General features: G+C 68.1%; 21 protein-coding genes and 1 other RNA gene. 12 read left to right on the forward strand and 10 right to left on the reverse strand.

The features are described 5' to 3' along the window. Nucleotides 1-38 precede the first annotated feature (38 nt). From thiE to V5G24_RS20010, 4 genes are all read right to left on the reverse strand, one after another. Nucleotides 39-677 carry a thiamine phosphate synthase gene (gene thiE, locus V5G24_RS19995; RefSeq protein WP_394084926.1) on the reverse strand — a complete coding sequence of 213 codons (639 nt, stop codon included), beginning with the start codon at nt 675-677 and terminating at the stop codon, nt 39-41. Nucleotides 678-827: 150 nt separating this feature from the next. Then, nucleotides 828-2,159: a glycolate oxidase subunit GlcF gene (gene glcF / locus V5G24_RS20000; RefSeq protein ID WP_394084925.1), complete on the reverse strand. Its 1,332-nt coding sequence runs from the start codon at nt 2,157-2,159 to the stop codon at nt 828-830. Between the two features lie 61 nt (nt 2,160-2,220). Continuing rightward, nucleotides 2,221-3,429, reverse strand: coding sequence for a glycolate oxidase subunit GlcE (glcE, locus tag V5G24_RS20005; RefSeq protein ID WP_394084924.1), 1,209 nt, complete (start codon nt 3,427-3,429; stop codon nt 2,221-2,223). A gap of 25 nt (nt 3,430-3,454) precedes the next feature. Next, nucleotides 3,455-4,951, reverse strand: coding sequence for an FAD-linked oxidase C-terminal domain-containing protein (locus V5G24_RS20010; RefSeq protein WP_394084923.1), 1,497 nt, complete (start codon nt 4,949-4,951; stop codon nt 3,455-3,457). A 170-nt stretch (nt 4,952-5,121) separates the two neighbouring features. Here V5G24_RS20010 and V5G24_RS20015 point away from each other — a divergent pair, with 170 nt between their 5' ends. Continuing rightward, on the forward strand, nt 5,122-6,057 hold the full coding sequence (locus tag V5G24_RS20015) for a LysR family transcriptional regulator (RefSeq protein WP_394084922.1): 936 nt from the start codon (nt 5,122-5,124) through the stop codon (nt 6,055-6,057). 17 nt (nt 6,058-6,074) lie between these two features. Here V5G24_RS20015 and V5G24_RS20020 read toward each other — a convergent pair whose 3' ends face one another. After that, complete coding sequence (locus V5G24_RS20020) at nt 6,075-7,253, reverse strand: HPP family protein (protein WP_394084921.1); 1,179 nt, start codon at nt 7,251-7,253, stop codon at nt 6,075-6,077. Between the two features lie 224 nt (nt 7,254-7,477). Between V5G24_RS20020 and V5G24_RS20025 the strand changes: the two genes are divergently transcribed. Together V5G24_RS20025 and V5G24_RS20030 are read left to right on the forward strand one after the other, a co-directional pair. Then, nucleotides 7,478-7,924 carry an SRPBCC family protein gene (locus V5G24_RS20025; protein WP_394084920.1) on the forward strand — a complete coding sequence of 149 codons (447 nt, stop codon included), beginning with the start codon at nt 7,478-7,480 and terminating at the stop codon, nt 7,922-7,924. Further along, the gene (locus tag V5G24_RS20030; protein ID WP_394084919.1) at nt 7,911-8,249 is read left to right on the forward strand and encodes an ArsR/SmtB family transcription factor; all 339 of its coding nucleotides are present in this window, start codon (nt 7,911-7,913) and stop codon (nt 8,247-8,249) included. Before V5G24_RS20025 ends, V5G24_RS20030 begins: the two co-directional genes overlap by 14 nt. A gap of 25 nt (nt 8,250-8,274) precedes the next feature. On the opposite strand, the gene V5G24_RS20035 is transcribed toward V5G24_RS20030, so the two are convergent. Continuing rightward, entirely contained in the window at nt 8,275-8,757 is a 483-nt protein-coding gene (locus tag V5G24_RS20035; protein ID WP_394084918.1) for a carboxymuconolactone decarboxylase family protein, read from the reverse strand. A 65-nt stretch (nt 8,758-8,822) separates the two neighbouring features. Here V5G24_RS20035 and V5G24_RS20040 point away from each other — a divergent pair, with 65 nt between their 5' ends. Both V5G24_RS20040 and recR read left to right on the forward strand, forming a co-directional pair. Then, the gene (locus V5G24_RS20040) at nt 8,823-9,371 is read left to right on the forward strand and encodes a MarR family winged helix-turn-helix transcriptional regulator (RefSeq protein WP_394084917.1); all 549 of its coding nucleotides are present in this window, start codon (nt 8,823-8,825) and stop codon (nt 9,369-9,371) included. A 91-nt stretch (nt 9,372-9,462) separates the two neighbouring features. Further along, on the forward strand, nt 9,463-10,068 hold the full coding sequence (gene recR / locus V5G24_RS20045; RefSeq protein ID WP_394084916.1) for a recombination mediator RecR: 606 nt from the start codon (nt 9,463-9,465) through the stop codon (nt 10,066-10,068). Nucleotides 10,069-10,490: 422 nt separating this feature from the next. On the opposite strand, the gene ligA is transcribed toward recR, so the two are convergent. Next, nucleotides 10,491-12,818 carry an NAD-dependent DNA ligase LigA gene (gene ligA / locus V5G24_RS20050; RefSeq protein ID WP_394084915.1) on the reverse strand — a complete coding sequence of 776 codons (2,328 nt, stop codon included), beginning with the start codon at nt 12,816-12,818 and terminating at the stop codon, nt 10,491-10,493. A gap of 200 nt (nt 12,819-13,018) precedes the next feature. On the opposite strand from ligA, the gene V5G24_RS20055 reads away from it, so the two are divergent. Continuing rightward, entirely contained in the window at nt 13,019-14,968 is a 1,950-nt protein-coding gene (locus V5G24_RS20055; RefSeq protein WP_394084914.1) for a c-type cytochrome, read from the forward strand. 105 nt (nt 14,969-15,073) lie between these two features. Here the strand turns inward: V5G24_RS20055 and rnpB are convergent. The 3 genes from rnpB to V5G24_RS20070 form a co-directional block, all read right to left on the reverse strand. After that, nucleotides 15,074-15,446: RNase P RNA component class A (rnpB, locus tag V5G24_RS20060), an RNA gene on the reverse strand. A gap of 292 nt (nt 15,447-15,738) precedes the next feature. Continuing rightward, on the reverse strand, nt 15,739-16,515 hold the full coding sequence (locus tag V5G24_RS20065; protein WP_394084913.1) for an N-acetylmuramoyl-L-alanine amidase: 777 nt from the start codon (nt 16,513-16,515) through the stop codon (nt 15,739-15,741). Between the two features lie 115 nt (nt 16,516-16,630). Then, complete coding sequence (locus tag V5G24_RS20070) at nt 16,631-17,338, reverse strand: TerB family tellurite resistance protein (protein WP_394085123.1); 708 nt, start codon at nt 17,336-17,338, stop codon at nt 16,631-16,633. A gap of 314 nt (nt 17,339-17,652) precedes the next feature. Between V5G24_RS20070 and V5G24_RS20075 the strand changes: the two genes are divergently transcribed. The 6 genes from V5G24_RS20075 to V5G24_RS20100 all read left to right on the forward strand — a co-directional run bounded on the left by V5G24_RS20075 (nt 17,653) and on the right by V5G24_RS20100 (nt 24,796). Beyond that, the gene (locus V5G24_RS20075) at nt 17,653-18,126 is read left to right on the forward strand and encodes a division/cell wall cluster transcriptional repressor MraZ (protein ID WP_394084912.1); all 474 of its coding nucleotides are present in this window, start codon (nt 17,653-17,655) and stop codon (nt 18,124-18,126) included. Next, a complete protein-coding gene (gene rsmH / locus V5G24_RS20080) occupies nt 18,123-19,163 on the forward strand; it encodes a 16S rRNA (cytosine(1402)-N(4))-methyltransferase RsmH (RefSeq protein ID WP_394084911.1) in 1,041 nt (346 codons plus the stop codon). The genes V5G24_RS20075 and rsmH overlap by 4 nt, the downstream gene beginning before the upstream one ends. Further along, the gene (gene ftsL / locus V5G24_RS20085) at nt 19,163-19,861 is read left to right on the forward strand and encodes a cell division protein FtsL (protein ID WP_394085121.1); all 699 of its coding nucleotides are present in this window, start codon (nt 19,163-19,165) and stop codon (nt 19,859-19,861) included. Before rsmH ends, ftsL begins: the two co-directional genes overlap by 1 nt. 195 nt (nt 19,862-20,056) lie before the next feature. Beyond that, a complete protein-coding gene (locus tag V5G24_RS20090) occupies nt 20,057-21,817 on the forward strand; it encodes a peptidoglycan D,D-transpeptidase FtsI family protein (RefSeq protein WP_394085120.1) in 1,761 nt (586 codons plus the stop codon). 142 nt (nt 21,818-21,959) lie between these two features. Further along, complete coding sequence (locus V5G24_RS20095) at nt 21,960-23,351, forward strand: UDP-N-acetylmuramoyl-L-alanyl-D-glutamate--2,6-diaminopimelate ligase (protein ID WP_445322304.1); 1,392 nt, start codon at nt 21,960-21,962, stop codon at nt 23,349-23,351. Beyond that, nucleotides 23,348-24,796: a UDP-N-acetylmuramoylalanyl-D-glutamyl-2,6-diaminopimelate--D-alanyl-D-alanine ligase gene (locus V5G24_RS20100; RefSeq protein WP_394084909.1), complete on the forward strand. Its 1,449-nt coding sequence runs from the start codon at nt 23,348-23,350 to the stop codon at nt 24,794-24,796. Before V5G24_RS20095 ends, V5G24_RS20100 begins: the two co-directional genes overlap by 4 nt. Nucleotide 24,797 lies beyond the last annotated feature (1 nt).

Below are 24,797 nucleotides of genomic sequence, written 5' to 3' on the forward strand. Positions count from 1 at the left end.
GCCGGTGCGCCTGAAGCGCGGTCCGGCGGGAAAAATCCTCAGGCGCGCGCGGCGGCGATGATCGCCGTGAGGTCGCGCGCGGCGGCGGAGACATCGCCCGCCTTGCAGAGGGCCGAGACCACGGCGATACCGTCGGCTCCGGCCCGGATCACATCGGCCGCGCATGCCGCATCGATGCCGCCGATGCCCACCAGCGGCAAGGAGATGCGCTTGCGCAGCGCGGCGAGCCCCGCGACGCCGATGGCGCCGCCCGCATCGCCCTTGGTGCCGGTGGCGTTCACCGGGCCGACGCCGACATAATCCACCCCCGAGAGATCGGAGGCGGCAAGCTCCTCGGGCGAACCCACGGAGAGGCCGAGGATGCGCCCCGCCCCGAGCACGCCGCGCGCGGCGGCGGGGTCGATATCGTCCTGGCCGAGATGCACGCCGTCGGCGTCCGCCGCGAGCGCCACGTCGACCCGGTCGTTGATGATGAGGGGAATGCCGTGGGGCGACAGCAGCGCCTTCAGCGCCCGCGCCTGTTCCACCAGCGCCCGGCCCTTCGCGTGCGGATCGCGCAGCTGAACGATGGTGACGCCCCCCTGCACCGCCTGTTCGACGGTGGCCAGCAGCCCGCGCGCGGCGGTCTGGGCGGGGTCGGTGACCAGATAAAGGGAGAGGTCGAACATGGGGGACATGAGGTCTCTCTCGGCTTGAGGCATCCGCGCCGGCGCCATGGGTGTATCCCATCGCGCCGAGCGCACATATGCCGGGCGATACGGAAGTCTAAGCGCCGATGGGGCAAGAGTGCTTCGCTGGGGCGGCAACAGTGGCGCGCGGGGCGCGGATCACGCCGCCTGCGCCGCGCCGATGCCGACCCGGGCGAGCGGGAGCGGCACCGGGCCGCCGGTCGCCCAGTCCAGCAATTCCACCGTATGGACCACGGGAATATCGGTGCCGCTGCCGATCTGCGTCATGCAGCCGATATTGCCGGTGGCGATGATCTGCGGCGCCAATGTCTCCAGATTGGCCACCTTGCGGTCGCGCAACTGGCCGGCGAGTTCGCTCTGCAGCATGTTGTAGGTGCCTGCCGACCCGCAGCAGATGTGGCTTTCGAACGGCTCCGCCACCTCGAAGCCCACATGGCGCAGCATCTGCACCGGCGGCCCCTTGATCTTCTGCCCGTGCTGGAGCGAGCAGGCGGCGTGATAGGCCACGCGGTGCTCCATGGGGGCCATGGCGGCCGGTAGATGCAGCGTCGCGGCGAACTGGGAAATATCCATGGCCAGCGCCGAGACCTTCGCCGCCTTCTCCGCATAGGCGGGGTCCAGGCGCAGCATGTAGCCATAATCCTTGATGGTGGTGCCGCAGCCGGACACGGTCATCAGGATGGCGTCCAGCCCCTCGCCCTCGATCTCGGCGGTCCAGGCGTCCACATTGGTGCGGGCGAGCGCCAGCGCCTGCTCTTCGCGGCCCATGTGATGCACCAGCGAGCCGCAGCAGCCCTCCCCCTTCGTGCGCACCACCTCGACCCCGAAGCGGTTGAGCAGCCGCATGGCGGCTTCGTCGATATCCGGCCGCAGCACCGGCTGGGCGCAGCCACCGAGCAGCGCCACGCGCTTGTGACGCGGCCCCTGCGCCGGGAACACGCCGGGCTGGGTGCTGTGTGAAGGCCCGTGCGGCAGGCCGGGCGCAAGGCGCAGCATGGCCGCCAGCGGCCGCAGCGGCTTCACCGCATCGAACAAGGGCGCGAGCGGCTTGGCGATCGCAGCGCCCAGCAGCGCCAGGCGGAAGCGGTTGCGATAGGGCAGCACCGCCGCCAGCAAAGCGCGGTTCAGCCGGTCGAAGAACGGGCGGCGATAGGTCTGCTCGATATGGTCGCGGGCATGGTCCACCAGGTGCATGTAGTGCACGCCCGAGGGGCAGGTGGTCATGCAGGAGAGGCAGGAGAGGCAGCGGTCCACGTGCTTGACCACTTCCTGCGTGGCCGGCCGCTCGTTCTCCAGCATGTCCTTGATGAGATAGATGCGCCCGCGCGGGCTGTCGAGCTCATCGCCCAGCAGCACATAGGTGGGGCACGTGGCGGTGCAGAAGCCGCAATGGACGCACGCCCGCAGGATCTTGTCCGCCTCGACGATATGCGGATCGGCCAGCTGCGCGAGGGAAAAATTGGTTTGCATGGGTCAGCGATCGCCCGCGCTATGGGAAGGACAGGAGCCGTTCATCGAAACGGGATGCATCTCATGCCCCCGCATACATGCGGCCGGGGTTGAGCAGGCCCTTGGGATCGAAGCTCGCCTTTACCCGCTGGCTCAAGGCCGCGTGGGCGGGTTCCAGCGGCTGGAACACGGCGCCGGCGCGCTGTGCGGGATCCGCGCGCACCAGGGTCGCATGGCCGCCATGGGGCGCGAGGCGCGCGCGCACCGCCTCCGCCTGGGGCTGCGCGTCGGGCATCTGCACCCAGACGAGCCCGCCCGCCCAGTCGCAGAACGCCTCGGCGCCGAGATCGGCCGCCAGTTCGGCGGCGAGATGCGGCCCGGCCATGGGCGTCGTGGAAATGCGCCACACCGCGCGATCGCGCGTCTGCGCGAACGGCAGCACGTCGCGTACCACCGCCCACAATGCGGCAGACGCCTCCGCCTCCAGCACCTCGACGCCGCCGAACGGCATGAGAACGCGGATCAGCATCGCGCGCCGCGCCTTCACCGAGGGCTCGAACCCTTCCAGCCGCAGGGCCACCACGGCATGGTCGGTGTCGAGCTGCGGCAGGCGCGGGGCGAGCGGCGCGGGAATGGAGGCGGCCGCCGAAACCTCGCAGGACGAGCCCATGGCCGCGCTCATGGCGCGCGCGCTCGAATCCGCGTCGAGGCCGAACACGATCAGCGTCTCCTGCGTCGGCGGGCGCGGAATGACCTTGAGCGTCACTTCGCTGAGCACGCCGAGCGTGCCATAGGAGCCGGCGAGCAGGCGCGGCAGGTCGTAGCCGGTGACATTTTTCACCACCCGCCCGCCGGACTTGAACACCTCGCCGCGTCCGGAGATCGCCCGCGCGCCCAGCGCATGGTCGCGCGCCGCGCCATGGCTGATGCGCCTTGGACCGGAGAGATTGCAGGCGAACACCCCGCCGATGCTGCCCGCCCCAGCCGGGCCGCCGAACAGCGGGCCGTAATCCATGGGCTCGAACGCCATCATCTGCCCGTTCTCGCCGAGCAGCGCCTCGATCTCCGCGATCGGCGTGCCGGCGCGGGCGGAGAGCACCAATTCCCCCGGCTCATAGAGGGTGACGCCCTGCACGGCGGAAACATCGAGCGTGCGCTCGGTCTGGCTCGCCCGGCCGAGGCCGCGCTTGGAGCCGTGGCCGACCACATCCAGCGTCTTGTTCTCGCCAAGCGCCGCAAGCACCGCCTCGGCGATCTGCGCCTCGTCCTGGACTTTCACGATATCGGACATGCGGATTCCTGGCCGTGACGGCCGCTCAGAAACGGGGAATGTCGGGAAACGGCACCTGGCCGCCGCTCACATGCATGCGGCCGAATTCGGCACAGCGGTGCAGGGTCGGGAACACCTTGCCGGGATTGAGCAGGCCCTGGTCGTCGAAGGCGCATTTCAGGCGCTGCTGATGGGCAAGGTCCACCTCGTTGAACATGGTGGGCATGAGATCGCGCTTTTCCACGCCCACGCCATGCTCGCCGGTGAGCACGCCGCCCACCTCCACGCACAGGCGCAGGATGTCGGAGCCGAAGGCTTCAGCCGCGTCCAATTCGCCCGGCTTGTTCGCGTCATAGAGAATGAGCGGGTGCAGATTGCCGTCGCCGGCATGGAACACGTTCGCCACCCGCAGGCCGTATTGCGCCGACATCTCCCGCATGCGCGAGAGCACCAGGGGCAATTGCCGGCGCGGGATGGTGCCGTCCATGCACAGATAGTCGGGCGAGAGCCGCCCCACCGCTGGGAACGCCGCCTTGCGCCCGGCCCAGAAGCCGAGCCGCTCCTCCTCGGTCTGCGAAACGCGCAAGGTGGAGGCGTTGCAGCCCTTGGCGATGGCCGCCACCTCCTCCAGCAGATGGGCGCATTCGGCTTCCGGCCCGTCCAGCTCGACGATCAGCAGGGCTTCCACATCCAGCGGATAGCCCACGTTCACGAACGCCTCGGCGGCGGCGATGGCGTCGCGGTCCATCATCTCGATGCCGCCGGGAATGATGCCGGCGCTGATGATGCGCGCCACGCACTCGCCCGCATCCTCGGAGGTGGGAAAGCCCACCAGCACCGCGCGCGCCGTATCCGGCTTCTTCAGCAGCCGCACCGTGACTTCCGTAACCACCCCCAGCAGCCCCTCGGAGCCGACGATAATTCCGAGCAGGTCCAGCGCGCCGGGGTCGAGATGCTTGCCGCCGAGCCGCACGATCTCGCCGGTGATCAGCACCAGCTCGACGCCGAGCACGTTGTTGGTGGTGAGCCCGTATTTGAGGCAGTGCACGCCGCCGGAATTCTCGCCCACATTGCCGCCGATGGTGCAGGCGATCTGCGAGGAGGGGTCGGGCGCGTAATAGAAGCCCTCGTGCTCCACCGCGCGGGTGATGCCGAGATTGGTCACGCCCGGCTGCACCACGGCGCAGCGATTGGCGAAATCGATGTCCAGAACCTTGTTGAACTTGCCCATGGCGAGCAGCACGCCGTCCTGGAGCGGCAAGGCGCCGCCGGACAGCGAGGTTCCCGCCCCGCGCGGCACCACGCGGACATTGTTGTCGTGGCAATATTTCAGCACGCGGGAGACTTGCTCGGTCGTGCTCGGCAGCACCACCACGAGCGGCAGATTCTTATAGGCGGTCACCCCGTCGGATTCGTAGGGGCGCATTTCCTTCTCGTGCGCGATCACGCCTTCGCCGGGCACGATGGCGCGCAGATCGGCGATGATCGTCTCGCGATTGGCGAGGGTCGTCTCGTCCGCTGCCGGAAGCCTGAGGCTCGTCATTGCGGCATCCCTTGAACCGTTTCCTTTTTTTACGACTATAATCGGTTTGCAGGGAAAAGCGGTCGCGGATTATTTCCGTTGCGGCTAAAATAAAATCAGCAATGGAAACAATACGCCGCCCCCCCAGCCGTCCAGGCCAGGCCCGCCGCCCCACGGCCGAATCCCGGCCCATGATCGGCAATCTCGGGGATCTGGAGATCTTCGCCCGCATCGTCACCGCCGGCAGCCTCTCCGCCGCCGGGCGCGAGCTTGGGCTTTCCCCGCCGGTGGTCTCCAAGAGGGTGCAGCGGCTGGAAGACCGGCTCGGCGCGCGGCTGTTCCAGCGCACCACCCGCAAGGTGACGCTGACCGAGGCGGGGCAAGGCTTTTATGAACGGGTGGTGGCGATCCTCGCCTCGATCGAGGAGGCGGAAACCCAATTGTCGCGCCGCTCCACCGAGGCGCGCGGGCTGCTGCGGGTGTCGGCGCCCACCTCGTTCGGCCGCATGCATATCGCGCCCCATCTCGGGCCGCTGCTGTCCGCCAATCCCGACCTGACCATAGATCTCGAACTGTCCGACGCGTTCGTGGACATCGTGGGGGATGGCTTCGACATCGCGGTGCGCATCGCCGACCTGAACGATTCCAGCTTGGTCGCCCGCCGCCTCGCCCCCGTGCACCGGGTACTGTGCGCGAGCCCGGCCTATCTCGCCAGCGCCGGCGTGCCGGAGAGCTTCGCCGATCTTGCCGACCACACCTTGCTCGCCACCCATGGGCAGGACCCCTGGCGGCTGGAGGGGCCGGACGGGCCGGTGACCCAGCGCGTCTATTCGCCTTTGCGCACCAATTCCAACGAGGTGGTGCGCGAGGCCGTGCTCGCCGGGGTCGGCATCGCGCTGCGCTCCACCTGGGACGTGGGGCCGGAACTGCGCAGCGGCGCGCTGAAGGTGGTGCTGCGCGATTTCCATGCCTCCCATCGCGTCGGGGTGTTCGCGGTCTATCCGAGCCGGCGCTTCCTGCCGCAGAAGGTAAGGGTGTTCATCGACCATCTCGCCGCGCTCTATGGCTCCGTGCCGCCGTGGGACGAAGGGCTGGAACAGGTGCTGGCGCCCCCGCCCCTGGCCTGACAGGTCGCCCCCTTCCCTCAGCCCGCCGTTCGGCTCGGCGCGAGGCGTCCGGCGAGATTGCCGTAGAACAATGCGGCGATCAGGTCGGTCTGCGTGACGATGCCCACGAGCTGGAGATGGGCGTCCATCACCGGCAGATGGTGCAGGCCGGCATCCAGCATCATGGGAATGAGATTGGCGATCGGCGTGTCGGGCCGCGCCGATTTGACCGGCGTGGTCATGATGTCGGCGACGCTGGCGTCCGGCGCGCGTCCGGCATTGAGGCCTTGTTTCAGGCGGCGGGCGAAGCCGATGTGCGGCCCGTTGCGGCCCCAGTCGGCTTTGTCGAGCAGATCGGTCTGCGTGACGATGCCCACCACGTGGGCCTTCTCGTCGGTCACCGGCAGGGCCTTGATGTGATGGCCGCGCAGCAGGTCGAGCGCCGCGCGCAACGGGGTTTCCGGTGCCACGGCCAGCACGTTGCGGGTCATGATGTCGCCGCAGGTGATTTCCCCCGTGCGGCGCAGATAGCCGCGGGTCTGGGCCTGCCGCAGGATCGCTTCCAGGGCGTTGCGGTCGATATCCATCACCTCGCCATATTGCTTCAGCACGGCATCGAGGTCGGCGGCGGAGAAGCCGACGCGATCCTTGGCGCGTCCGGGATCGCCGGGCGCCGCCGCGACCGGGGCGAGGTGGGGATAGCGGCGGCCGGTGAGATTGTTGTAGGCGAGCGCGCAGCCGAGCAGCAGCAGCGAATTGATCCCCACCGGCCAGAGCACGAACTGATAGCCGAGCGCATGGATCGCCGGGCCGCCGAGCACGGCGGTCAGCGCCACCGCGCCGCTCGGCGGATGCAGGCAGCGCAGCACCAGCATCAGGCCGATGGCGACGCCGCCCGCCACGCCCGCCGCCACATAGGGATGGGGAATGAGAATGCCGGCGGTGACGCCCACCAGCCCCGCCACCAGATTGCCGCCGATGATCGACCAGGGCTGCGCCAGCGGGCTCGACGGCACCGCGAACAGCAGCACGGACGAGGCACCCATGGGCGCCACCAGCAGAACCAGATTATCCACCGGCCCGAGCGCCAGCTGGGTGATGAAGCCGGTGAGGAACAGGCCCAGCCCGGCCCCGCAGGCGGCGCGCAGGCGCTCCACATTGCTGACCGGGGTCAGCGCAGGCAGCAGGCGCTTGAGAAACGCGAGGATCGGAAACATGGGCGCCATCCTTGGCGGTCCGTGAACGTGCGAGGCGCGGACGGAGGGTGGCCGGTGACCCGGCCGACATTGCCCAAAGTTTTAGCAATTCGCACGCGATATAGGCAATTGCTGGCATGCAGTATTTTTTCGGGGCAAACCGCGCCGCCGTGGGGTTAGACACGCAACTTTTTAGTTGCGTATTTTCTTGCGTTTGAGATGATCAGGCAACCAGGAGGTTGCCTATGTCCAACTCAATCGAGAAAACCATCGATCTCAAGGCGCCGGTCGAAAAGGTGTGGCACGCGCTCACCGACCATGAAGCGTTCGGCACATGGTTCCGCGTGAAGCTGGATGGGCCGTTCGTGCCCGGCGCGCGCTCCACGGGTCAGATGACGGTTCCCGGATATGAGCATGTGAGGTGGAATGCCACCGTGAAGCAGATGGAGCCGCCACGCCTGTTCTCCTACACATGGCATCCCTATGCCATTGAGGCCGGGGTGGATTATTCCGGCGAGACGCCGACGCTGGTGGAGTTCCGCCTCGCGCCGATCGCGGGCGGAACCCGCCTCACCGTCACCGAAACCGGTTTCGATGCCATTCCGCCCCATCGCATGCCCGACGCCCTGCGGATGAACGAGCGGGGCTGGACCGCGCAGATGGGCAATATCCAAGCCTATGTCGAGCGCTAGCCTTTCCGCCGCCGGGCCCGACCCGGTTCCGGTGTTCGCCGCCCTCGGCGATCACACGCGCCTCGCCCTGCTGACCCGCCTGAGCGATGGAGAGGCGCGCTCCATCTCCGGCCTGTCGGCCGGCACGGCGCTGACGCGGCAGGCGGTGACGAAGCATCTGCGGGTGCTGGAGGAGGCCGGCCTCGTGCGCAGCGTGCGGGTGGGACGGGAAAGCCAGTTCGCCTTCCGCCCCGAAACCGTGGACGCGGCCCGCGCCTATCTCGATGAGGTCTCCCGGCAATGGGACGACGCGCTGACGCGGCTCAGCGCGTTCGTCGAGCGGTGAGGGCATCGAACCGCGAGGCCGACGCTCACGCGCCGGTCTTCGCGACCGCCGGCGGATAGCGCAGCGGCGCGCCGAAGCGGTTGTACATATTGATCAATCCGACTGCGGCGGTGAGATTGACGATCTCGGTTTCGGAGAAGTGCGCGCTCACTTCAGCATAGAGGGTGTCCGAGGCGGGTCCGGCCGAAAGGCGGGTGAGGGCTTCGGTCCAGGCCAGCGCCGCACGCTCGCGCGGGGTGAAGACCGGCGCCTCCTGCCACACCGCGAGCAATTGCAGGCGGTCCTCGCTCTCCCCCTCCTTGCGGGCGTCGGTGGCATGCATCTGCACGCAATAGGCGCAGCCGTTGATCTGGGAGGCGCGCAGCTTCACCAATTCCAAAATTGAAGTCTCAAGCCCGCTCGCCTTCACGGCGGCGCTGAGGTCGGCGAGCGCGGCGAATACAGGCTTGGCGAGGCCATAGGCCTTGGCGGGGGAGATGCGGACATGAGGTGCGGTCGTGTCGGACATGGACGTCTCAGGCTCCATCGTGCATATCAGAGGACTGATATCGGCGTGTATATAAGAGGTCTGATATGAAGAGCAAGGCCGCCTCTTCCGCTTCGCCGCGCGCAGACGCTCTGCCGCATGGAGATGACCCAAGGCGCGCGGGCGCTCTGCCGCGCCCCGGCGAGCGCAAGCGGGGCGTGGACGGCTATCTGGGCTATCTCCTGCGCCAAGCGAACGCGGCCTCCAGCCATGCCTTGCAGCAGGCCTTGGCGGATCTTGGCCTGACGGCGCCGCAATTCCTCGTCCTCACCTTGGTGAAGGCCTATCCCGGACAGCCGGCGGCGCAGATCGCCCGGCTTGCGCTGCTCACGCCGCAGACCCTGACCGTGATCGTGCGAAACCTGGAGCGCGACGGCGCCCTCACGCGGACCGCGCCCGCCGCCGGGCGCGCCATCAGCCTCAACGTTACGCCGGCGGGCGAGGCCCTGCTGGTCCAATGCCGGGCTCGCACCGCGCCCCTTGAAGCGCGCATGGCGGCCGGCCTTTCTCCCAAGGAGGAAAGCGTGGTGCGGCGCTGGCTGGTGCGGGTCGCCACCGAGTTTGCCGCCGACGGCGATATCGCGCCGCTTGCGTGATAGGCGCTCCCTCAACCCTGTCGGCACCCTTGGCGGAAACCCGATGGCGGGGCTACATGACGCTCTGAAGTTCGCGTCGAGAAAGCCCGCCATGCCCCGCGCCGTCGCCGGCCCCGAGATTGAACGCCTGATCCAGCTGCTGGCCCGCCTGCCGGGGCTCGGCCCACGTTCCGCCCGCCGGGCCGCCTTGCATCTGATCCAGAAGCGCGAAGCCCTGCTGGCCCCGCTCACGCTCGCCATGCAGGACGCGTTGGGCAAGATCGTCGAATGCCGGGTGTGCGGGAATCTCGATGTGCGCGATCCCTGCACCGTGTGCGCGGACCATGAGCGCGACCCGACGGTGCTGGTGGTGGTCGCCGACGTCTCCGATCTGTGGGCGCTGGAGCGGGCCTCGGCCATCAATGCCAAATATCACGTGCTCGGCGGCGTGCTCTCGCCGCTCGACGGGGTGGGGCCGGAGGATCTCTCCATCGGCAAGCTGATCGGCCGGGTCGCCGCCGAGGGCTTCAAGGAAGTGATCCTGGCGCTCGGCGCCACGGTGGATGGCCAGACCACCGCCCATTACATCACCGACCTGCTGCGCGACCTGCCGGTGAAGGTCACCCGCCTCGCCCATGGCGTGCCGGTGGGCGGGGATCTCGCCTATCTCGACGAAGGCACCCTCTCCGCCGCCATGCGGGCGCGCACCCCGCTTTAGGGCCGATCGACATTCATGGCTTGACGCCGTTGCAGGAGACGTCATGCACGGGCTTGTCCCGTGCATCCACGCGGGTCCGTTGTTGCCAGCTTTTCAAGGCCCGCGCGCTCGGCGTGGCGTGGATGGCCGGGACACGCCCGGCCATGACGGCTGGTGAAAGAAAGACAATCGCGCGTACCTGCCGTCCGGCGCCTCGACGATCCACCAGGCCGCTGAATGTCGATCCGACCTAAGATGCATCCGAGCCGGGCGGCAGGTTTTCCCGCGCATCCGGGCGTCGCCGAAATGTTGGCCGAACCTTCGCCCGAAATGGCGGTGTGGTCCGGCGCCAAGCGGCGGAGAAGCGCCAGTAAACCGCTGTTCGTCCGCGCTAAGCCATTGTTTCACGTGAAACATTTTGCTCAGAAAGGGCTGGGAAAGCCTCACCCCACCAGCTCGAACCACTCATCCTCGGTGATCACCTGTACGCCGAGCGCGCGCGCTTTCTCCAGCTTCGATCCCGCGCCGGGACCCGCCACCAGGATGTCGGTCTTGGCGGAAACCGAGCCCGCGACCTTGGCGCCGAGCCGCTCCGCCATGGCCTTTGCCTCCTCGCGGGTCATCTTTTCCAGCGCGCCGGTGAAGACCACGGTCTTGCCCGAGACCGGCGACCCGGTGGAGACGGCTTCAAGCGCCTGGGGCGTGACCTCCTTCAGCAGCGCTTCGACGACCTCCCGGTTGTGGGGCTCGCGGAAGAAGTCCACCACCGCCTCGGCGACCACCGCGCCGATGCCGTCGATATTGATCATTTCCGCCCAGGCGTCATTGCCCTGCGGCTTGCGGCGCCGGACTTTCGCGGGGCCGGGCTCCTCTGGTGTAACCTCCGCCTGAGCGGCCTCGGGGGCGGCCGCCGCCTCCATCTCTTCCGGCATCTCCGCCGCAAGCGCAGCATCGCGCAGGGCGTCCATGGCGCCGTAATGGCGGGCGAGGCGCTTGGCATTGGTCTCGCCCACATGGCGGATGCCCAGCGCAAAGATGAAGCGATCGAGCGCGATGGTGCGCCGTTCCTCGATGGCGGCCAGCAAATTGTCTATGCCGAGGAACTGCCGCTTCTCGTCCGCCAGCCTGTTCTTGCGGGCCTTTCCGGTCTCGGCCTCGCGCTGCTGCGCTCTCAGTTCGCGCTGCGCCAGGAAGGCGTTTCGCAGTTCGTCGCCACGCTCATGCAGGCGAAAGATGTCCGCCGGGGCGCGCACGAGATCGGCATCGAACAGGAGCTGGACGTTCTCGTCGCCGAGCCCTTCGATGTCGAACGCGTTGCGCGAGGCGAAGTGGCGCAGCCGCTCCACCGCCTGGGCGGCGCAGATGAGGCCACCGGTGCAGCGGCGCACCGCATCCTGCTTGCCGGTCTTCGGGTCCACCTCGCGCACCGCGAGGCTGCCGCAGACTGGGCAATGGTGAGGAAATTCAAAGGCCTTCGTCCCCTGCGGCCGCTTCGCCAGCACCACCGAGACCACCTGCGGGATCACGTCGCCGGCGCGCTGCACCACCACCGTGTCGCCGATCCGGATATCGACGCCGCCACGGATCGGCGCGCCGTCGCCGCCGATGCCGCGGATATAATCCTCGTTGTGCAGCGTGGCGTTGGAGACCATCACGCCGCCCACCGACACGGGGATCAGCTTCGCCACCGGGGTGAGCGCACCGGTGCGGCCGACCTGGATCTCGATGTCCTCCAGAACCGTGGTCGCCTGCTCGGCCGGGAATTTGTGCGCCAGCGCCCAGCGCGGCGAGCGCGAGACGAAGCCGAGCCGGCGCTGAAGGTCGAGCCGGTCCACCTTGTAGACCACGCCGTCGATGTCATAGCCGAGCTGGGCTCGCATCTCGCCAATCTTGCGGAAATGCGCCAGCAGGCCGGCCGCATCCTCGGCGAGGATGGTCAGGGGATTGATGGGCAGGCCCCAGCTCCCGAAAGCGCGCACCACGCCCAGCTGCGTGTCGGCGGGCAAGGTGCTCGCCTCGCCCCAGGCATAGGCGAAGAAGCGCAGCGGGCGCGCGGCGGTGATCGCGGAATCGAGCTGGCGCAGGGAGCCGGCGGCGGCATTGCGCGGATTGGCGAAGAGAGGCTTGCCCGCCGCTTCCTGGCGTTCGTTGAGGGCGAGGAAATCGCCCTTGTCCATATAGACCTCGCCGCGCACGTCGATCAGCTCGGGCACCCCATCGCCTTTCAGCACATGGGGAATTTCCGTGATGGTCCGCACATTGGCGGTCACATCCTCGCCCTGGCTGCCATCGCCGCGCGTGGCGGCGGAGACGAGACGGCCGCGCTCGAAGCGCAGCGAGCAGGAGAGGCCGTCGATCTTCGGCTCGGCGGTGAAGCACAAAGTCTCGTCCGCCGGCAGGTTCAGGAAGCGCCGCACGCGCGCGACGAACTCCACCACCTCCTCGTCGGAAAAGGCGTTGCCCAGCGAGAGCATGGGCACGGCGTGGGTGATCTTGGCGAATTTCGAGACCGGCGCCGCGCCCACCTTTTCCGAGAGGCTGTCGGTGTCGCGCAGGTCCGGAAAGCGGGCCTCTATGGCTTCGTAGCGCAGGCGCAGGGCGTCATATTCCGCATCCGTGACGCTCGGCGCATCCTCCTGGTAATAGCGCGCGTCGTGGGCGGCGATCTCCTCCGCGAGCCGCGCATGCTCGGCTGCGGCATCATCTGGCGTCAGGCTTTCCACGATCTGGTCGCGGAGCGGGCGGTCGGAGGCGGACTTTGAGCGCGGCATGCGACGTTTCTTCTCGCTGCGGGCCCCGGAGGGCGGGCAAACGGGCGGGGCGAAAGGATCCTGGCGCGACGCACCGGAGCCCCGCTCTTTTCGCCCAAGCCCGTGCCCGCGGCAACTGAGCGCGAGGGGGGCTGTCTTCCCGTCTCTAAAATGTAAGATGTCCAATGTAGGGATGGGACATTCAAAAAGGGGGCGGGTTCATGCGTAGGCTTCGCAAAGCGGCTCTGTGGGCTGCCTGTGCCGCAACGGCAGCATATTCAGGTGCCGCATGGGCTCAGACGCAGGCCGATGATTCGGCCCTGGTGGACAAGGGCGCCTATCTCGCCAAGGCCGGCGATTGCATGCCCTGCCATTCCGGCGACCCGAAGAAGCCGTTCGCCGGCAATTTGCCGTTCAACACCCCGTTCGGCACCATGTTTTCGGTGAACATCACGTCCGATCCCACCTATGGCATCGGCACCTGGACCTATGAGCAGTTCAAGGCCGCGCTGCACGACGGCATTCGGGCTGATGGCGCCTATCTCTATCCCGCCATGCCGTTCGATGCTTATACCGGCATCGAGGAAAGCGACCTGAAGGCCCTTTGGGCATTCGTGCGGCGCATTCCCGCGATCGCCGAGCCGCGCAAGGAAAACCAGCTCAACTTCCCGTTCAATGTCCGCCTCGGCCTGCTGGCCTGGCGCGAATTGTTCTTCGAGCCCGCTTATTTCAAGCCCACCACCGGCAAGAGCGACGCGTGGAATCGCGGCGCCTATCTCGCCCAGACCCTGGCCCATTGCGCCGACTGCCACACGCCGCGCAACCTCATGGGCGCGGTGAAGCAGAAGCAGAATTTCCTCGGCACCGAAGTGGATGGCTATTGGGCCCCGGATATTTCCACCGCCGGGCTGAAGGCATCGGGATGGACCGCCGACAAGCTGACCACCTTCCTGAAGAGCGGCTCCTCTACCGGCAAGACCTCGGTGTTCGGCCCTATGGCAGAAGTGGTGCACGACAGCCTCGGCTTCCTCACGCCCACCGACCTGACGGCCCTCGTCACCTATCTCATGGACGCGCCGCCGCCGAGTGACATTCCCGCGCCGCAGGCCGCCTCGCCGCTTCCGGCCGATGTGTTCCAGCGCGCCGCCAAGAGCTATGTGGACAATTGCGCGCCCTGCCACATGTCCAAGGGCTCCGGCTCCACCGACATCATCCCCCCGCTCGCCGGCAATCCGGCGGTGGTGGCGAGCGAGCCCTATAACGTGATCATGGCGATCCTCGGCGGCCTGCCCTCCGGCGGCACCTATGGGCCCATGCCCTCATTCGCCGGCCGGCTCAGCGACCAGCAGGTGGCGGATCTGGTGAATTATGTGCGCACGTCCTGGGGCAATAAGGCCGATCCGAGCGCGACCCCGGCCATGGTCGCCGCTTGGCGCGCCACCGCGCACGTGCCGGATTACGGCACCCAGCAAGCCTCGGCCTTCGATTGCCCGAAGGTGGGCGGCGGGCCGGGTTCCACCGGGCCAGACCCCAAGGCGGTCGCCGCCATCACCCAGATGATGCAGGGCGGCAACCGGCAGATCCACGTTCTCACCGCCGCTTATTCCGCCGCCGACACCGACGCGACCCCCGATACGGTGGTCGATGCGCTGACCGCGGCCTATTGCCCGGTGGTCGCCACCAGCAGCCTTCCCGACTGGCAGAAAAGCGCGGAACTGCGCCGCTTCACGCTCCAGGTCGCGGCCGATGTCTCGCCCGCGGTCGCCGCCGTGCCCATGCCCGACGTCGCGACCGTGTGGGCGACACCGGTGGGCACCTCGCTGGTCGCGCGCCAGCCCACCTCCATTGCCGCCAAGCTCACCTGCCCTGCCAATGACGGCAAGCTGGTGCCGAAGGATCTGGCCGACAAGGCTGTAAGCTTGGTCGGTAAGCCCACCCCGCCGCTCGCCGGCGCGGCCGTGGCGCAGCTTGCCACCACCCTGTCGCAGCAAAACCCCAAGGCCCGCCTCTCGGATGTGGCCAATGCGCTGATCTCCGCCTACTGCCCGCTGGTGGTGGCGCAGGGCGGCAACAGCGTTGCGGAACAATATAATTTGCTTACGGGCTTCGGGCAGCAGGTGGTTCAGACCCTGCAGCTCAGCGCACCGACGGTGAAAGCCTCGGCTAAATAAGCCGATGGCGCGGCGGGCTCGCCCCGCCGCCGCACCTGCGCCCGACGGCAGTGCCGGCGGAGCGGACATCTGTCCGCCCGCCTGCGCAATAAGCGATAAAGGGAGAATACCAGCCGGCCTGTAAGCCGGGTTCTGTACGGCGGGCTTGCGCCCGCGTGGCGACCATTCATCTGGGACGCCGATTGCTCGGCGCCTCTAGCAGTCAACCCGGACGGCGGCCCGAAGACAGGGCTTTCCTAAAGGATGCCGTCCCTATTCGACTTTGCTCCCGGTGGGGTTTACCGTGCCGCTTCCGTTGCCGGTCGCGCGGTGGGCTCTTACCCCACCGTTTCACCCTGGCCCGCGCATGCGCGGGTGGTTTGATTTCTGTGGCACTTTCCCTAGGGTCGCCCCCGCCGGACGTTATCCGGCACCGTGTCTCCGTGGAGCCCGGACTTTCCTCGGCACCCGAAGGTGACGCGGCCGCCCGGCCGGCTGGTGGGCCTGAATGGGCGTTCGCGCCGCCTGCGTCAAGAGTGGATAAAGTTAGTCACAGAGGCAGGGGTGACTCTGCTCGTATTGACCCAAGCCCGCAGCTGAGCATATTTCGACCATGGTCAAAACTTGGCATTCAGCTTCAGCGGGCCATTTCACTTGCCCTCATTGCGGTTCCCTCTACGAGCAAGAAGACCATCGATTGCCTGTGCGCGACAAGGACAGCGCTGAATGCGAAGTCTGTCGCAAGACGATGAAAGAGTGGAACTCGACCACGTTTCACAGTTTCCGTTTGATCAAGCGTGCGAGTCCCCCGGCCGGCACGCAATCAGATCCCGCAGCGTCATGATGGTGGAGGCGTCCGCCACGCCATCCACCTTCGCGCGGCGGAAATGGCGCTGGAAGGCGGTCACGGTCGCCCGTGTCTGCTCGTCAAACGTACCCGTCACTTCAATGCCATAGCCGTAAAGCGCCAGCATGGCCTGGAGGGCTGCGACCGGCTCTCCGCCATCGCCGATCATGAAGAAGCGCCCGCCCCGCAACGGCGCCTCGGGCACCAGATGGCCGATGCCGGCCCGGTGCAGCAGGTCCCAGGGAAATTTCTCGCCCGGATCCTCCTTGCGCTGCGGGGCGACATCGGAATGCGCGAGCACCCGGTCGGCGCGGATGGCGTGGCGGGCGATGATGTCGGCGACCAGCGCGCCCACCGCCGTCACCTGCACTTCAAGAAAATCGGGATAGCCGAGACCGTGGCCGGGATTGACGATCTCGATGCCGATGGAGCGGGAATTAATGTCGGTGGTGCCTTCCCAGGACGAGACGCCGGCATGCCAGGCCCGCCGCGCCTCGGGCACCATCTGCACGATGGTGCCGTCCTCCAGGATCACATAATGGCAGGACACCTCGGCGGCGGGGGACCGCAGCAGGGCGATGGCCGCTTCGGCGCTCTCCATGCCGGTATAGTGCAGCAGGATCATATCAATAGGGGCCTTGCGCGCGCCATGGTTGGGCGAGGGCGCGAGGGCGCCCACGAGGGCGCTGTCGGGGGCGAAGGGTAAAGCGGTTTCGCTCATGGGTAGAAAGTCCGTTGCGGCCGGGCCAAGTCTGCGCGCCCCGGGATCGGCGCATGCCCCCTCCCCAGCCCTCCCCCGCACGCGGGAGAGGGAGCGGGACTGGTCCGGGCGCCGCTCATTTCAGCCCCCTCATCTTCGCGATCCGATCATAGGCCCCGTTCAGCGCCGCCACCCGGTCGTTGGCGAGCTTGACGGCGGCCGGCGGCAGGCCGCGCGCGGCGAGGCGGTCGGGATGATGCTCGCCCACCAAGGCGCGCCAGCGGGTCTTCACCTCGGCGTCGGTCGCTTCGGCGGAAAGGTCGAGCACCGCATAGGGATCGCCCGGCCGGCGCACGTGGCGCGCTTCGATGCGCTCATAGGCGACGCCTTCAAAACCCAGCAAGCGCGCGACCTCGGCGAGGAACACGAGTTCGTCCTCATGCAGGGCGTGGTCGGCCTTGGCGACGTGGAACAGCGCGTCCAGCAGATCCTCGCGGGTATCCGGCTCGTCGGCGAACAAGGTGCCGATCTGGCGGGCATAGGATTCGAAGCCGGCGGTGTCCTGCTTGGCGAGATTGAACACCCGCGCCACGCCTTCCAGTTCCTCGTCGGGAATGGCGAACACCTCACGGAAGGCGGCGACCTCGGCCGGCACCACAACGCCGTCGGCCTTCGCCATCTTGGCGGAGAGCGCGATGAGCCCCACCGAGAAGGCGGCCGGGCGCGGCGCGGGGGCGAGGAAGCGATCCACCGCATGGCCTGCGAGCGCCCCCACCAGCGCCCCAAGGGGGCCGCCGAGTGCGAGACCCACGCCCACGCCACCGATCAGGCCCACATGCTCCATCACTGCCACGGCCGTCTCTCTCCCGAAATGCCTGTTCCCACGCCTGCCCAACTCACGCGGGCGGACAGGGCACACGCAATAGCGCGCGCCACACCGGCGCGCATCGGCAATTTCAACATTTCTTAAGGTGTACGGACCGTAAATGCCTGTGTCTGTCCCATGCGGATTCGTTGACGGCCCATCTGATCCCATGATACCCCATAAACACCCATATGAATGGTTCGGCGCTTCGCGCGCCACCTCCGTTCACGCCGGTTCGTCCGGCGGGGCCGTGTCGGGGTTTGGGATCGAGCGCGGAAAGGGTCACGGGCGCCATGGACCGCTTCGTGTCCACCTACACCATGCGCCTGGACGCCAAGGGGCGGGTTTCCATCCCGGCGCCCTATCGCGCGGTGCTGGCCAAGGACGGGGCGGAATTTCTCTATTGCCATCCGAGCCTGGCCGAGCCGGCGCTCGATGCCGGCGGCAATCGCCTGCTGGCGGAGATCGACACGCTGATTGCGCGCTATCCGCCCTATTCGGAAGCGCGCGAAGAGCTGGCCGCCGCCCTCTATGGCACCAGCGAGACCTTGAAGATCGATCCGGAAGGCCGGGTCATGCTGACCGAGACCCTGAAGGCCCACGCCTCCATCACGGATGCGGTGGCGTTCGTGGGGCTTGGACACAAGTTTCGAATCTGGGAACCGGAGCGTTTTCGCACCCATCTCGCGGAGGCCACGGAGAAGGTGCGTCAGCTTCGGCGCGCGCTCGGTTCCAGAGCGGAGAACGAAGGGAGCAATCTGGGATGAAAACGGGCCGCGGGGTCGGGCCCACCGACGCCGCAGGCGGACCGGCCCGTCATCTTCCTGTGATGCTGCCGCAAGTTCTCGCGCACCTCGCGCCGAAGGATGCCGGCACTTATGTCGACGGCACCTTCGGCGCGGGAGGTTATACCCGCGCCATCCTCCAGGCGGCCGATTGCCGGGTGATGGCGATCGACCGTGATCGCACCGCCATCGCCGGCGGCGCCGGGCTGGTGCTCGAATCAAACGGCCGCCTGGTGCTGGTGGAGGATCGCTTCTCCCAGCTCGATATCCTCGCGCAGACCATGGGCTTTGCCCCGCTGGACGGCGTGGTTCTGGATATCGGCGTCTCCTCCATGCAGCTGGACGAGGCGGACCGCGGCTTCTCGTTCCGCCGGGACGGCCCTCTCGACATGCGCATGGGATCGGATGGGCCGTCCGCCGCCGATCTCGTCGCCACCTTGCCGGAAGCCGATCTTGCGCACGTCATCTGGACCCTGGGCGAGGAGCGGCTCTCGCGCCAGATCGCCAAGGCCATCGTGCAGGCGCGGGCGGAAGCCCCCATCACCCGCACGTCCCAGCTCGCCGACATCGTCTCGAAAGTGGTCTGGGCGAAGCCCGGCGAAATGCATCCCGCCACCCGCACCTTCCAGGCCCTGCGCATTGCCGTGAACGAGGAGCTGGACGAATTGGCCACCGCACTCGCCGCCGCCGAGCGGGCCCTGAAGCCCGGCGGCCGGCTGGTGGTGGTGACGTTTCATTCCCTTGAGGACAGGATCGTTAAGACTTTTCTGTCACACCGGAGCAAGGCACCGTCCGCCTCGCGTCATCTGCCGCAAGCCGAGGGGCCGGCCCCCTCCTTCCGCCTCCTGTCAAAGGGGATGGTGGAGCCCGACCCCGACGAAGTGGCAGAAAATCCGCGTGCCAGGTCCGCGAAGCTTCGCGCGGCCGAGCGCACGCAAGCCCCGGCGCATGAGGAGGGCGATCTCGCAGGGGTGCTCCCTGCCGAGCTTTCTCAACGCCGTGGTCGGAGACGGACTTGATGTTTCGCGTCGCCAACCTCGTGATGGTCCTGGCTCTGCTCGTGACCGCCGGGGTGGTCTACCAGGTGAAATACGCCTCCATGGCGGAAGCGGAGCGCCTGGCCCATCTGCGCCAGTCCATCCGCAGCGAGCGCGATGCCATCGCCGTCATGCGCGCGGAATGGGCGCGCCGCACCTCGCCGATCTATATCCAGGGCTTGGTGCAGCGCCACCTCGACCTGCAGCCGCTGAGCGTCGATGCCATCTCCTCGCTCGACGGCCTGCCGGAAAAGCCTGCCACCAATTCCGATTCCATCGGCGGCATGCTCGAAGCCCTGGTCGATACCCCGCTAACCACGTCCTCGGTCGGCAAACCCGCCGCCGCGAAAGCGGAGCCGGCCGCGCCCTCCAGCGCCGCGTCTTCTGCCACCGCCCTGCCCACCGGCGGCGGCGCGGCCGTCCTGCCCTCAAGCTCCGCCCTCCGCCCGGCCAATGCGCCGGTGCGCCCGAAGCCGGCGGCGCCCGTGGCGTCGGCCGCGCCGCGCCAGCAGAGCGCGCCGAACCTGCCGTTCTGGGCGCCGAAGCCGGTGGCGCCGGCGCCGTCCTACGCGTCCCCGTCCTATGCTTCGCCCTCCTATGCGCCGCCACCTTCGGCAGCGCCGGCCGAAAACACCCTCGCCCCCATGCTTCCCCCGGGTTCGCTCCCGGCCAATCGCTGAGGAGGCCGTCCCATGGTCGCGCCCGCCGAACTGCTGAAAAAGATCGACCTGTCCAAGGTGCCCGCACCGGTGCGCGCCGTCGGCGGCGCAGCAGGCCGCCTCGCGGGGCGGCTGGTGAGCGGCATCTTCCTGTTCTTCTTCAATATCGTCCGCCGCGTCAGCCATCGCTTGGCGCGGATCATCTATGGCCTCGGCATGGGGCTGGTGCGGCTGGCGGTCGGTACCGTGAGGTTCGCGTTCGCGTTTGCGCGCGGCACCGTGCGCGCGCTGTTTGGCCTCGACCGGGTGGATGCCCAGACGGTGACCCGCGCCCGCCTGCAATTGCTGGTGGCGGCGTTCTCCCTAGTGTTCATGGTGATTGCCGGCCGGCTGGTGTTCATGGCCATCACCTCCGATCCGCAAGGCACGCGCGGCGGCGGCTCGGAAGCGGTCGCATCGGCACGGCCCGACATCATCGACCGCAACGGCGACACCCTCGCCATCGACGTGAAGTCGCCATCCCTGTTCGCCGAACCCCGGCGCCTGATCGATCCCGACGAAGCGTTGGAGGGACTGCTTAAGGTGCTGCCGGACCTCGACGTCGCGGAAGCGCGCGCGCGCCTCAATTCCGGCAAGGGTTTCGCCTGGCTGAAGCGCGAGATCACCCCGGCCCAGCAGCGCGCCATCTACCGGCTCGGCCTGCCGGGCATTGGCTTCGTGCGGGAAAATCGCCGCATCTATCCCGATGGACCGACCATTTCCCACGTCATCGGCGGGGTGAACGTGGACAATCAGGGCATCGCCGGGCTGGAAAAATATATCGACGGACGCGGCCTCGCCGAATTGCACCTCGCCGGCTTCGCCAGCGACCGGCAGCAGGAGCCGGTGCAATTGTCGATCGACATCCGCGTGCAGAACGCGGTGCGCGACGAGCTGGTGGCGGCCAAGGAGAAGTTCAAGGCCAAGGCGGCCATGGGCGTCGTCACTGACGTGCGCACCGGCGAGATCATCTCCATGGTCTCGCTGCCCGACTTCGATCCCAATGTGGGCGGCGATCCAAGGGACAATAATTATCTCAACCGCCTGACCACCGGCGTGTTCGAGATGGGCTCCACCTTCAAGGCCCTGTCCTTCGCCATGGCGCTCGACAGCGGCAAGATCGGCCTCACGTCCACCTTTGATGCGCGCGGCGCCATGCATTTCGGGCGCTTCGCCATCCACGATTATCACGCTGAAAATCGCGTGCTCTCGGTGCCCGAGATCTTCCTCGTCTCCTCCAACGTCGGCACCGCGAAGATGGTGTTGTCGCTGGGCGTCGAGGCCCACAAGGCATTTCTCAAGAAGATGGGCCAGCTCGACCGCCTGCGCACCGAGCTGCCGGAAAGCGCCGAACCCATCGTGCCCAAGCGCTGGGGCGAGCTGAACTCCGCCACCATCGCGTTCGGCCACGGCATCGCGGTCGCCCCGCTGCAGGCCGTCATGGCGGTGAATTCCATGATGAACGGCGGCTATCTCATTCCCCCGACCTTCCTCAAGCGCTCCCAGGCGGAGGCGCAGAAGGTGGCGGTGCGAGTGCTGAAGCCGGAAACCTCCGACAAGATGCGCTATCTGCTGCGCCTCAATGCGGAGAAGGGCACCGCGACCAAGGCCGAGGTGCCGGGTTATTATGTCGGCGGCAAGACCGGGACCGCGGAGAAGGTGGTGAACGGCCGCTATGCCAAGAACAAGCTGCTCACCTCCTTTACCGCCGTCTTCCCCATGGATAAGCCGCAATATCTGGTTCTGGTGATGCTGGACGAGCCGCAGCCTTTGCCGGAAACCCATGGCTATGCCACCGCCGGCTGGAACGTGGCGCCCGCCGCAGGCAAGATCGTGGAGCGCATCGCCCCCATGCTGGGTGTGATGCCGCGCCAGAATTTACCGACCGCGGACCAGATGCTCGGCATGGCGCGCCAGAAGGTGGCCGACCGCCAGTGACCCGGCCCCGCGCGTCGCGGGCGAGGAGAGACAAGACGGCATGAGCGACCCCGCGTCCGCACCGTCGGAGCTGACATCTCCCACCGGGTCCTCGGACTTGGCGCAGGTCCTGTCGGGGCACGCGCGAATCGTCGCGGGACGCATGCAGGTGCCGCTGACCGGCCTCACTGCGGACAGCCGCAAGGTGCAGCCCGGCTTCCTGTTCGTGGCCATTCCCGGCACCAAGGTGGATGGCGGACGCTTCATCGCCGATGCCCTCGCCCGGGGGGCGGCCGCCGTGCTCATGGAACCGCAGGGCGAGATGCCGGCGATCGGCACGGCAAGCCTTGCCTTTTCGCTCGACGTGCGGCGTTCGCTGGCGCTGGCGGCGGCGCGTATTCACCCGCGCGCGCCGGGCACGATCGCGGCCGTGACAGGAACGGCGGGCAAGACCTCGGTCGCCTATTTCCTGCAGCAGGTGTGGGCGCATCTCGGCTTCAAGGCCGCCTATCTCGGCACGCTCGGGCTGATCGCGCCGGGCAGCGCCACCTATGGCGGGCTCACCTCCCCCGATCCGGTGGAACTGCATCAGACCCTGGACCGGCTGGCGCGGCAGGGCGTCACCCATATGGCGCTGGAAGCTTCCTCCCACGGGCTCGACCAGCGCCGGCTGGACGGCGTGCAACTGGCCGCCGGCGGTTTCACCAATCTCGGCCGCGACCATCTCGATTATCATCCGAGCGTGGAGGCCTATTACCACGCCAAGCTCCGCCTCTTCACCGAGCTGCTGCCCGATGGCGCGCCTGCGGTGGCGGGGCTGGATGCGCCCTATGGGCGGACCACCCTGGCCTGGGCGCGCACGCGCGGCCTCCCCTTGCTCACCATCGGCCATGGCGGCGATTTCGACGTGCGCGCGATCGTCGCGGAAGGGGTGTCGCAGCGTATCCTGTTCAATGGCGGCGACGAGGTGGTGGTGCCGCTGATGGGGCGGTTCCAGGCCGACAATGCCTTGCTCGCGGCCGGCCTCGCCTGGGCCTGCGGCGTGCCGCCGGATGAGGCGCTCGACGCGCTCACCGGCCTCACCGGCGTGCCCGGCCGGCTGGAGCGGGTGGGCGAGGATGCCGCGCGGCCGGTGTTCGTGGACTATGCCCACAAGCCCGAGGCGCTCGCCACGGTGCTCGATACCCTGCGGCCGGCGGTCACGGGGCGCCTGATCGTGGTGTTCGGCTGCGGCGGCGACCGCGACCGGGGCAAGCGCCCGCTGATGGGTGCCATCGCGGCGGAAAAGGCCGATATCGTCATCATCACCGACGACAATCCCCGCAGCGAGGTGCCGGCCGCCATCCGCGCGGAGATCCGCGCCGCCGCCCCCGATGCTGTGGACATCGGCGATCGCGCGGAAGCGATCCGCGCTGCGGTCACGATGCTTCAACCTGGAGATGCTCTGGTTGTCGCGGGCAAGGGTCACGAAACCGGCCAGATCGTGGGCGATCGAACCCTTCCGTTCTCGGACAAAGGGGCGGTGCTCGCCGCAATGGGGGAGATGGGCGCATGAGCGTGTCGCAGCTGTACAGCCTGGACGAACTGGTTTCGGCCACCGGCGGCGCCGTGCGCGGAGCCCCCGCGGGCGTGACCGGCCTGTCCATCGACACACGCACGCTCGCCCCCGGCGATGCCTTTTTCGCCATCACCGGCGATAACAGCGACGGCCATGCCTATGTCGGCCGGGCGCTGGAGAATGGCGCCGCCCTCGCCGTGGTCGCGCGCGACAGGGCCCAGGCGCTCGCTTCCGGTGCGTTCGCTCCCGATGCGCCGCTGCTGCTGGTGGACGACGTGCTGGAGGCGCTGCGCGCCACCGCCGTTGCGGCCCGTGCCCGTTCGCAGGCCGGCATCGTCGCGGTTACCGGCTCGGTGGGCAAGACCACCACCAAGGAAGCCCTGCGCCTCGCGCTCAGCGCCGACGGCCCGACCCACGCCTCCGCCGCCTCCTACAACAATCATTGGGGCGTGCCGCTCTCGCTCGCCCGCCTGCCCCGCGAGGCGCGCTATGGCGTGTTCGAGATCGGCATGAACCATCCCGGCGAGATCACCCCGCTGGTGCGCCTGGTGCGCCCGCAGGTGGCGATCATCACCACGGTGGAGCCGGTGCACATCGCCCAATTCTCCAGCATCGAGGAGATCGCCGACGCCAAGGCGGAGATTTTCAACGGGCTGGAGGCCGGCGGCGCGGTGGTGCTGAATATCGACAATCCCCAGTTCGCCCGCCTGAAGGCGGCCGCGCAGGCCAAGGGGGTCGCCCGCATCGTGACCTTCGGCGCCGATGCGGGCGCCGACGTCCGCCTGGTGGACATGTGCCTGAAGGCGACCTGCTCCACGCTGGTGGCCGACGTGCTGGGCACCCGGCTGACGCTGAAGGTGGGTACGCCCGGCCGACACATCATCCAGAACGTCCTGGCCGTGCTTGCGGCGGTGAAGCTGCTGGGGGCGGACCTCGCGCTGGCCGCGCTCGCCCTCTCGGCCCTCAAGCCGCCGCCGGGGCGCGGCGTGCCCATCGAGCTGGCGGTCGCCGGCGGCACCGCGACGCTGCTGGACGAAAGCTACAACGCCAATCCCGCCTCCATGCGCGCCGCCATCGACGTGCTGAGCCGCACCCCGGTGGGGCCGCGCGGCCGGCGCATCGCAGTGCTCGGGGACATGCTGGAGCTGGGCACCGACGGCCCGCGCCATCATCGCGAGCTTGTCGCGCCGTTGCGCGCGGCCGGCATCGACCTTGTCTTCGCCTCCGGTCCGCTGATGCACGAATTGTGGGGCGCACTCCCCTCGAATATGCGGGGCGGCTATGCGCCGAACGCCGAGGCCTTGACCAAGCTCCTGTCTTCCGCCATCCGCTCCGGCGACACGTTGATGGTCAAGGGATCCAACGGCAGCCGCATGGGGCCGCTGGTGAAATCCCTGGCCGAACGCTTCCGCACGCCCGACGAGGCGCTGCTCGAAGGATAGT

Origin of the sequence: Roseixanthobacter finlandensis (genome assembly GCF_043195105.2) — a bacterium.
In the GTDB taxonomy this organism is placed as follows: domain Bacteria; phylum Pseudomonadota; class Alphaproteobacteria; order Rhizobiales; family Xanthobacteraceae; genus NCEH01.